Source organism: Hyunsoonleella sp. 2307UL5-6 (assembly GCF_047345485.1).
In the GTDB taxonomy this organism is placed as follows: domain Bacteria; phylum Bacteroidota; class Bacteroidia; order Flavobacteriales; family Flavobacteriaceae; genus Jejuia.
Map to the genome: position 1 here is coordinate 402,521 of NZ_JBLFEN010000001.1, position 10,565 is coordinate 413,085.

Below are 10,565 nucleotides of genomic sequence, written 5' to 3' on the forward strand. Positions count from 1 at the left end.
GTTAAAAACAATTCTGCATCAAGCATAAACACGCAAATAAAGTTTGATTATTTTCAATAACATTATTTATAAATAGATTATAGAATTTGAGTGTTTCTCATAATTTGGGAAATATAAAGATGAGGCATTATGTTTAGCAAAGAAGAATCGCGTTTATTAAGACAAGAGTTTTGGACAAGCTTTGGGAAATCTTTTCCAAGAAAATGGATTTTGTATGATACAAAGTTGAAAGGTTTAAATTTTAAATTTCATTTTGATACAAAAAAAGCATTAATAGCTTTAGACTTAGAGGATGATTTAGAGCACCGCATTAAATATTGGGAAAAACTTGAAGCCTTAAAATCGATTCTAAAAGATGAGTATTTGCCTGATGCGGTATTTGAAGAAGAATTTTTTTTAGAAAACCACAAAGAGATTTCTAGAATTTATGTGCCCTTAGAGCAAAAAGTTTCTATTCATAACAAAAACACGTGGCGAGAGGTTATGACGTTTTTTAATGAAAAAATGAGTGTGTTTGAGGCATTTTTTGAAACCTACAAAGAGGTTATTGAAGGTTAAATATAATAGGTGATATTTAAGGGTAATCTAGAATTTGTATAAACAATTAAAAATCAATTTAAACACCTGTTAAAATAGAGCTTTAAATTCACATTTATCCGTATTTTTGCACTAGCAAAAAAAGTGCAAATTGTTATGCTTGATAAACTCGCTAAAATTCTTTTTTCTACACGACTTACCGCTGTTTTATTCATCGCTTTTGCTGCTGCTATGGCAGCAGGAACATTTATGGATGCAGGACAAGATACATCGCCAACACCATATACCAGAACTTTAATTTACAACGCATGGTGGTTTGAGGCCATCATGGGGATGTTTATTATAAACTTTGTAGGAAATATTTTTAGGTTTAGGCTTTATAAAAAAGAAAAGTGGGCCACATTTATATTACACATTTCCTTTATTTTAATATTATTAGGTGCTTTTATCACAAGATATATTGGTTATGAAGGGATGATGGCAATTAGAGAAGGTGCTACCGAAAACGAGTTTTTGTCTCGTAAAACATACATTAAAGCTAGAATTTTTGGCGATTATAAAGTGAATGGTGTTAACCAAATGCGTGTAATAGAAGAAGAAGTAGATTTTTCGACCAGACTAGATAACGATTTTACTATTGAAACAGATTATGGCGGACAACCCGTAACCATTTCTCTTGAAAAATTTATAGGCGGTGCCGAAGAAGATATTATTCCTGACGAAAACGGAGAGTCGTATTTAAAATTAGTTGAAGCAGGTACCAATGGTCCGCACAATCACTTTTTAAAAGTAGGTCAAGTAGCAAGTATTCATAATATATTATTTGCGTTAAACAAACCTACCGATGGTGCTATAAATATCACGTTTAAAGGTGACTCCTTAACTATTAAATCTCCATTTGAGGGTGAATATATGACGATGGCGTCACGTACTCAAGGTAAACTGATTAAAGACAGTTTACAGCCTTTATATTTACGGTCGCGTTATGTTATTGGCAACATGCAATTGGTATTTCCAAAACCTGTGGTTAAAGGTGTGTTTGATATTGTTCAAAAATCTAAAATCTTAAAAAATGATGCTGACGGATTAGTTTTAAAAGTAACTACCAATGGAGAAACACAGCAAGTTGGGGTTTTAGGCGGAAAAGGTACCGATAGAAATTTTAAAGAAATTAAAGTTGGTGGTTTAGATATAGCGCTAAAATATGGCTCTAAAATATTAGAACTTCCGTTTGCTTTAAAGTTGAATGATTTTGAAGCAGAAAAATATCCAGGTTCTGAGGTAAATTCAGCTTTTTCAAGTGAGGTTACTGTTATTGACGAACAAGTAGATAACTATGATTATAAGATATTTATGAATAATATTTTAGACCACGGCGGTTATCGGTTTTTTCAAGCAAGCTATGATCCTGATGAAAAAGGCACTATTCTCTCTGTGAATCATGATTATTGGGGTACGCTTATTACTTACATTGGTTATATTATGTTATATTTTGGTTTAATGGCTATTATGTTTAGTAAAGGCTCTCGTTTTAGCGATTTAAAAACGTTTTTAGAAAAAGTAAAAGACAAAAAGGCTAAATTAATTTCAATATTACTAATTTGTTTTAGTTTAACTGGCTTTTCACAACAAGAACAACATTCTGCAAACGACGGGCACAATCACGAGCAAGATTTTGAAAAACCAACCAAAAGACAAATAGATTCTGTTTTAAAAGCAAACATAACACCCAAGGCTCATGCAGATATTTTTGGTAATATGGTAATACAAGATATTAGCGGCCGCATGATGCCTATTAATACTTATGCATCAGAATTTTTAAGAAAACTCAGTAAAAGTGATACTTATGAAGGCTTTGATGAAAACCAAGTGTTTTTATCTATACAAGAGAGTCCGCGTTTGTGGTATAACGTACCCGTTATTTATTTACGCCCAATGGAAACAGATTCTTTAAGAAACATTATAGGAGTTCCTAAAGAAGGTAAACATTTTGCATTAGTCGATTTTTTAAATGAAGATGGCTCTTATAAATTAGCACCATATTTAAATGATGCTTACAATACTACAATTCCCAATGGATATCAAAAGAAACTAAAAGAAACGCACGAGCGCGTATCGCTCTTATCTAATACAATAGAAGGATCGTCTCTAAAAATTTTCCCTATTCCTGGTGATGATAATAATAAGTGGATTTCTAATTATGAATACCGTTTAGATCCAACAATAATTAAAGATTCATTGTATAATAACTTTGTAAAAAACGGTTTTCCAACTTATTTATTCACATTAAATAAAGCAAAACAATCTGGAGATTTTTCTGAAGCTAACAAATTACTAGAAGCTTTTAAGAGAACACAACAACGCTACGGCGCAGAAGTAATGCTAAGCGATAAAAAAATAAAAACAGAAGTATTGTATAATGAATATGATATTTTTAAAAAGCTATACAAGTGGTTTATGTATGCAGGTAGTTTGATGTTTGTGTTTTTAATTATTCAAATATTTAATACCAAAAATAAAGCTATAAATAGTTCAGTAAATATATTTAAATTAATTATTGTTGGTCTATTTTTATTACACACAGCTGGTTTAATTGTACGTTGGTATATTTCTGGACACGCACCTTGGAGTGATGCTTACGAGTCTATGATATATGTAGCTTGGTCTACGATGTTGTTTGGATTGATTACTGGAATTAGTAAGCAAAAAAACAAACAGAATAAGCGGGTTTTGGGATTGAAACTCACGCCATTAATTCCAACACCATCAATGTTCCAGATTAAGTCTTCAAACTTGACTATTGCATCAGCAGCATTCGTAACCTCAATGATTTTAATGATTGCGCATTGGAATTGGATGGACCCTGCAATTGCAAACCTACAACCCGTATTAAATAGTTACTGGTTAATGATACATGTTGCTGTAATAGTAGGAAGTTACGGCCCTTTTGCCATAGGCATGATTTTAGGTATAGTATCACTAATTTTAATGGGTTTTACCACAACAAAAAACAAAAAAATTATGGGGCTTAATATACAAGAGCTAACCATAATAAACGAAATGGCTTTAACTGTAGGTTTGGTGATGCTTACTATAGGAAACTTTTTAGGCGGTATGTGGGCTAACGAAAGTTGGGGACGCTACTGGGGTTGGGATCCTAAAGAAACATGGGCGCTAATAAGTATTATGGTATATGCCTTTGTATTGCATATGCGTTTGGTTCCTGGACTACGAGGTAGATGGTTTTTTAACTTAATGTCTATAATAGCATTTGCCAGTATTTTAATGACATATTTTGGTGTTAATTTCTACTTAGCAGGACTACATTCTTATGCTAGTGGCGATCAAATTATAAGTTTAAAATTTATTGGTATAGCATGCGTTTGTATTGCTATTCTTGGTTTTTTTGGATATCGTGGCTACACAAAATATTATAAGAAATAGTAATTATATCATTTGAGTTAAGATTCTACTTTTTATGATATAATTTTAGGTCTTTAAACAATAAAAACTATGAAACTATTTAATGAATTCAAAGAGTTTGCCGTAAAAGGTAATATGATGGATATGGCCATAGGTATAATCATTGGTGCTGCCTTTAATAAAGTTATTGATGTATTAGTAAAAAAGGTAATGTTACCGCCATTATCTCTATTAACTGATGGTGTTAACTTCCAGAATAAAAAAATTATACTTAAAGAAGCAGTATCAAATATTGATGGTGTAGTTATTACAGAAGAAGTTGCTATTGGTTATGGTGCTTTAGGTGAGGCTTTTATAGACTTTACAATTATAGGTTTTACGGTATTTATAGTCGTTAAATTTATGAATCAACTTAAAAAGAAAGCGCAAGACACAAAAGATGTTACAGTTGCAACACCAAAAGATATTGAATTATTAGATAAGCTAACGCAGCTCATGGAAGAGCAAAATGCGCTTTTAAAATCTAATAAATAATATGGTTAAAATAATGTTCATAAAATTCTAAATTATTGATTAAAACTGTTATTCATTCAAAAGTCTTTAGTATTTTTCGTTTTATACAATCAAATAACTTAATTTTTTTGTAATCGACAAAATGCTTAATATTGCTGATGAAATGTCAAAATCAGCTCCAGATGATAAAAAAATCACTTCTTTTTTTATGCTTATCTTTTTACATAAATGTTTTTTCAGCAGATATATACGTAGACCAATCTGCTGCTGTAGGGGGCGATGGTTCTAGTTGGGCAACGGCATTTCAAGATATACAAAGTGCTGTTGATGCGGCATCTGCTAACGATATTATTCTAATTGCAGCAGGAATTTACCAACCAGTAGACGAAATTGATATCAGCATACCACTGACGATAAGAGGTGGATATCCACAAGGTGGCGGTGCTCAAGATATAAATGCAAATATAACTCAGATTCAAGGTGATGTATTATCTGGAGTTTTTGATGTTGCTATTGATTCTGAAACCCTGTTTCAAGGTTTCAGATTATCAAACTTTAGAACAGGAATTACTACAGACTCCAGTATAACAGTAGATCAAGTTGAATTTTTTGGTTCAATAACTAATGATATCAGAGTTGAGGATTCTATATCAGCTTTAGCAGTTACAAATTGTCTGTTTTCTAATAGTTCTGGAACAAGTATTTCTGCAACATTAGATATTGTCAATTCAATAACAATATCTAATTCTATTTTTGAAAATAGCTCAGGTAGGGCTTTATCAGCAGATGATGAGGTTTTAAATATATCCATGGTTAACTGCTCAATTTTAAATTCTACATCTGATGGTACATCTATTACTTTAAGGGGTCCAAATGCAAACATTATTAATCTTAATGCTGAAAATAACAATCAACCAACAGGCTCTATTTTAAGTTATAATAACGACAATGGCACGCTGTTTATAAAGGATTCTAACTTCTCTAATAATACCGGTCAGAATGCAGTTAATCTATCAGTTTTAGGTGGTAGTGTTGTGATAGAAAACACTAATATTTCTGATAATACAGCAACTGGCTCCTTTCCGTATGGGGTTATAGATGCCAGAAACGCCAACGTTACTGCTAGAAATTCTAAGTTCAACGATAACTTTGTTCAAGGCTCTCAAGCACGTATTTTCGGGGTTAGAGATTTTGGCTCAGACATAAGTCTTGTCCTTGACAACTGTGAATTTCGTAATAATGATGCTGTAGGCTCTATAGAAAATCTTTTAAGAATTCAAAACATTGTCGATCTAACTATAATGAATTGTACTTTTGATAATAACGTTTTAGAAAGTCCAATAACAATCCAAGACCATGCAACGATTTCTAATAATGTTTTTGAAAATCATGTACTATCAGATTTTATTTTCGAACTAAGAGGCCAAGTGCCGCAATCAAGTGTAACATTTGAAGGCAATAGATTTTCCGCAAATACTTTCGGTCGGTTTTCTATTTCGAGTTTTTCAAATTTAGAATCAAGTAATAATTCCTATACCGAAGAAACTGTTAGTGTTTTCTTTAATATTACAAATTCAAAGTTTACAAATGAAAATTACCGTGGTAATTCTTCTGGAAGAATATTTTTCTCACTTCTTAATACTAATGCCACAATAGAAAACTCAGTTTTCATATCCGAACTTAACAGTGGTTCCCACAGGCTTAATACTTCTTCCCGCGATGTATCTTTAAATATCGTTAATAGTACATTTTCAGCATCTAATTTTAATGATGTAAATATAAACGTAAATTTTAATGACGATTTACCTTCAACCCTGCGCAATTCGGTATTGTGGTCCGGGAGCAATTTAGCTCAAAGTGCGCTTACAGGGTCAACATCTAATTTAGTAATTCAGCATTCCTTAGTAAAAGGAGAAGACTTCGCAGGTGTTGGTAATTTAAATGGTACTGTTGTTGAAAATACACCCATTTTTGTAAATCCTAATGCATTTGATTTTAGAATGCAAGACTGTTCACCTACCATAAATGAAGGTCGTAATAGCTATAGTAATGTCTCAACTGATTTACTAAATAATCCAAGAATTTTTGAAACCTCAATAGATATGGGGGCTTATGAATTACAAGAACCTGCCAGAGCAACTTGTTCTGTACCTGAAAGGCCGTTATGTACAACTTTGATACTTCCCGCTGATGGAGATACTGACGTACCAACAGACACTAATTTAAGATGGACGGCAGATCCTGATGCCACAGGTTATATTTTACGAGTTGGAACAACACTCGGTAGTTTCGATTTAGTTAATGAAACTTTAACAGGAAGTGTTACAAGCTATAATTTACCTAGTGATTTGCCAGATAGTGCTGAAATATTTGTTAGGATTATACCCTTTAATGGTATTGGTAATGCAGTAGGTTGTGTTAGTGAAAGTTTTTTTACGGAAACTGTGCCTAGTAGTTGCACAGCTCTAACTGCACCTTTAAACAATACTACTAACGTGCCTGTAGACACTAATTTAAATTGGAATGCCATACCAGATGCCACAGGTTATATCCTTAGGGTAGGAACAGCCTTAGGTAGTTTCGACCTATTAAATATTACATTAGAAAATAGAACAACTTACGATTTACCAAACGACTTACCTTTTAACTCAGAAATTTTTGTTAGGATTATCCCTTTTAACGAATTTGGTAATGCTATTGGTTGTGTAAGCGAAAGCTTTACTACCGAAACACTAGTAACAGAACCAAATTGCACTACAATTTCAATGCCTTTGAATGGTGATACAGATGTACCTATAACCTCTGATTTAAGTTGGAATTCAGTGGTTGGAGCTGATGGTTACCGTGTAACTATAGGAACCACATCTGGTGGTACTGATATTTTTGATAATATCAATTTAGGTATCAATACATCCGTTAGTTTACCTGATTTTACAGAAAATACCGAAATTTTTGTCAGCATAGTGCCATATAATTCAGAGGGTAGTGCCATTGGATGTGCTGAGGAAAGTTTTACAACGGAAACGTTAGTAAATACAAATGCTTTTATAACCACTTGGAAAACAGATAATGCTGGTGTATCAAACAACGACCAAATAACCATTCCAACTTTTGGTGGTGGCTACAATTATACTGTAGATTGGGGAGATGGCACAACTACAACAGGAGAAACAGGTGATGCAACACACACTTATGCAACTGTTGGCACTTATACCGTTTCTATTACTGGCGATTTCCCTAGAATACGTTTTAATAACGGATTTGATAAAGATAAGATTCTAACCATAGAACAATGGGGTAATAATCCTTGGACAACCATGGAAAATGCGTTTTATGGTTGCACTAACTTAAATATAACTAATCCTACTATTGATGAACCTAACTTAACTAATTTAACTGAGCTTGATCGCATGTTTGAAGACTGTACCAGTTTTAATGGTGATGTTACCAATTGGGATGTCAGTAATGTTGAAAGTTTAAGAAGTGTATTTAGAGGCGCTACTATTTTTAATCAAAATATTGGAAATTGGGATGTTAGTAATGTTCAATTTTTATCTAGAACATTTGCGAATGCATTGGCTTTTAATCAAGATATATCATCATGGAATGTGAGTAATGTAACTAATATGCTACTTACATTTTATAACGCTGAAAGTTTCAATCAACCTATACAATCTTGGGATGTTTCTAATGTTACAAGTTTTGCAAGAATTTTTGAAGAAACAGATGTATTTAATCAACCCATTGGCGTATGGGATACGTCGAGTGCTACGATTATATCTGGTATGTTTAACGACGCAGTGGCTTTTAATCAGGATATAAGTAATTGGGATGTGTCGAATGCAATGTTATTTAGAAATACGTTTGAAGGTGCTATTCTGTTCAATCAAGATATAAGTTCTTGGGACACTTCTAGCGCTACTGATATGTTGTTTATGTTTAAAGATGCAACAGCTTTTAATCAAGATATTAGTAGTTGGGATGTTAGTCAAGTATTTAGAATGTTCGCCATGTTTGAAAATGCTACAGCATTCGATCAAGATTTAAGTGCATGGAATGTACGAAGTCTTACTACTGCAGAACGTATGTTTGATGGTGTAACACTTTCTACAGCAAATTACGATGCACTTTTAATAGGTTGGAACACACAAAACCTACAACCAAATGTTATTTTTAGTGGAGGAAATAGTCAGTACTGTTTAGCAGAACCAGATCGTACTAATATAATTAATTCAGATTTATGGACTATCACTGACGGTGGAAGTGTAAGTAGTAATAATGCTACATTCGATACATTGGCAGACCTTACAGTCCCTAACACGTATAATTTACCACCAATTTCAGGAACGAACCTTACCGGCAACGAACGTTATTATACCGAACCTAATGGAAATGGTATCGAATATAATGCTGGAGAAAGTATTCAATTTGCAGATTTTCCTTCGTATCCAATAACGCTTTATATTTTTGATACTACAGCAACATGTAATAGTTCAGAAACTTCTTTCGAACTCACGATTACTGAATCTACTGTTCCAGATTGTACAAATATTACAACACCTTTGGATGGAAGTGCAAACGTTTCAATAGCAACTGATTTAACTTGGGCAGCCATTACCAATGCAGATGGATATTTTGTAACTATTGGCACAACTTCAGGAGGCAACGATATTTTAGATAATGAAGATGTTGCAGGAACTACATTCGATTTACCAGGAGATTTACCAGAGAATACGGAAATCTTCGTTACCATCATTCCATATAATGGCGTAGGTAATGCCACGGGATGTGTTGAAGAAAATTTCACTACTGAAACCCTGGCAACAACCCCAGACTGTACAGAGCTTACTTCACCACTTAATGGAGAAACAGGTGTTTCATTAGAAACAGATATAAATTGGTTAGCATCAGCTACAGCTGAAGGCTATTTTTTATCTATTGGAACGACTTCTGGTGGAACAGATATTCTAAATAATGAAGATGTTGGTAATACAACAAACTTCGTACCTCTTAATGATCTTCCAGAATCTTCTGAAATCTTTGTGAGTATAATTCCTTATAATGCTCAAGGAAATGCATCAGGTTGTAGTGAAGAAAGTTTTACCACAGAATTTTTAGCAAGCATTCCGAATTGTACAGCTTTAACCACACCACTGAGCGGAAGTACAAATGTTTCCATACTGACAGATTTAACTTGGGCAGCCATTGCCAATGCAGATGGTTATTTGGTCACTGTTGGAACAACTTCTGGAGGCAATGATATTTTAGATAATGAAAATGTCACTGGAACAACATTTGATTTACCAACGGACTTACCTGAAAACACAGAAATATTTGTTATTATAATTCCATATAATGGTGAAGGTAATGCAATAGGCTGTACCGAAGAAAGTTTCACGACAGAAACCTTGGCAACCATTCCAAATTGTACAGCATTAACATCACCACTGAACGGAAGTACAGATGTTTCCATTGCATCGGATTTAACTTGGACGGCCCTAACCAATGCAGATGGTTATTTTGTAACCGTAGGCACAACATCAGGAGGCAACGATATTGTAGATAATGAAAATGTCACTGGAACAACATTTGATTTACCAACGGACTTACCAGAGAATACGGAAATCTTCGTTACCATAATTCCTTCTAATGGCGCAGGTAATGCCACGGGATGTGTTGAAGAAAGTTTCACTACTGAAACCTTGGCAACAACTCCAGACTGTACAGAGCTTACTTCACCACTTAATGGAGAAACAGGTGTTTCATTAGAAACAGATATAAATTGGTTAGCATCAGCTACAGCTGAAGGCTATTTTTTATCTATTGGAACGACTCCAGGAGGAACAGATATTCTAAATAATGAAGATGTTGGTAATACAACAAACTTCGTACCTCTTAATGATCTTCCAGAATCTACTGAAATCTTTGTGAGTATAATTCCTTATAATGCTCAAGGAAATGCATCAGGTTGTACCGAAGAAAGTTTCACGACAGAAACCTTGGCAACCATTCCAAATTGTACAGCATTAACATCACCACTGAACGGAAGTACAGATGTTTCCATTGCATCGGATTTAACTTGGACGGCCCTA

At 33.7% G+C, this 10,565-nt stretch carries 4 protein-coding genes; all 4 read left to right on the forward strand.

Annotation, left to right across the window (positions count from 1 at the left end; all coding sequences use genetic code 11):
* The first annotated feature begins 129 nt into the window (after positions 1–129).
* Positions 130–558, forward strand: a complete 429-nt coding sequence (locus ACKGJY_RS01790) for a DUF4268 domain-containing protein (RefSeq protein ID WP_413972128.1) — start codon at positions 130–132, stop codon at positions 556–558.
* 135 nt (positions 559–693) lie between these two features.
* Positions 694–3,981 (forward strand): cytochrome c biogenesis protein CcsA, encoded by a 3,288-nt coding sequence (gene ccsA, locus ACKGJY_RS01795; RefSeq protein WP_413972129.1) that lies wholly within the window; start codon positions 694–696, stop codon positions 3,979–3,981.
* A gap of 69 nt (positions 3,982–4,050) precedes the next feature.
* On the forward strand, positions 4,051–4,494 hold the full coding sequence (gene mscL, locus ACKGJY_RS01800) for a large conductance mechanosensitive channel protein MscL (RefSeq protein ID WP_413972130.1): 444 nt from the start codon (positions 4,051–4,053) through the stop codon (positions 4,492–4,494).
* A 161-nt stretch (positions 4,495–4,655) separates the two neighbouring features.
* Positions 4,656–10,565: BspA family leucine-rich repeat surface protein (locus tag ACKGJY_RS01805; RefSeq protein ID WP_413972131.1), on the forward strand; the 5,910-nt coding region annotated here is incomplete at its 3' end.

What these genes read in the sequence shown, in the direction of transcription:
- ACKGJY_RS01790 (WP_413972128.1), top strand. Translation starts at nt 130, where the DNA reads ATGTTTAGCAAAGAAGAATCGCGTTTATTAAGACAAGAGTTTTGGACA.
- ccsA (WP_413972129.1), top strand. Translation starts at nt 694, where the DNA reads ATGCTTGATAAACTCGCTAAAATTCTTTTTTCTACACGACTTACCGCT.
- mscL (WP_413972130.1), top strand. Translation starts at nt 4,051, where the DNA reads ATGAAACTATTTAATGAATTCAAAGAGTTTGCCGTAAAAGGTAATATG.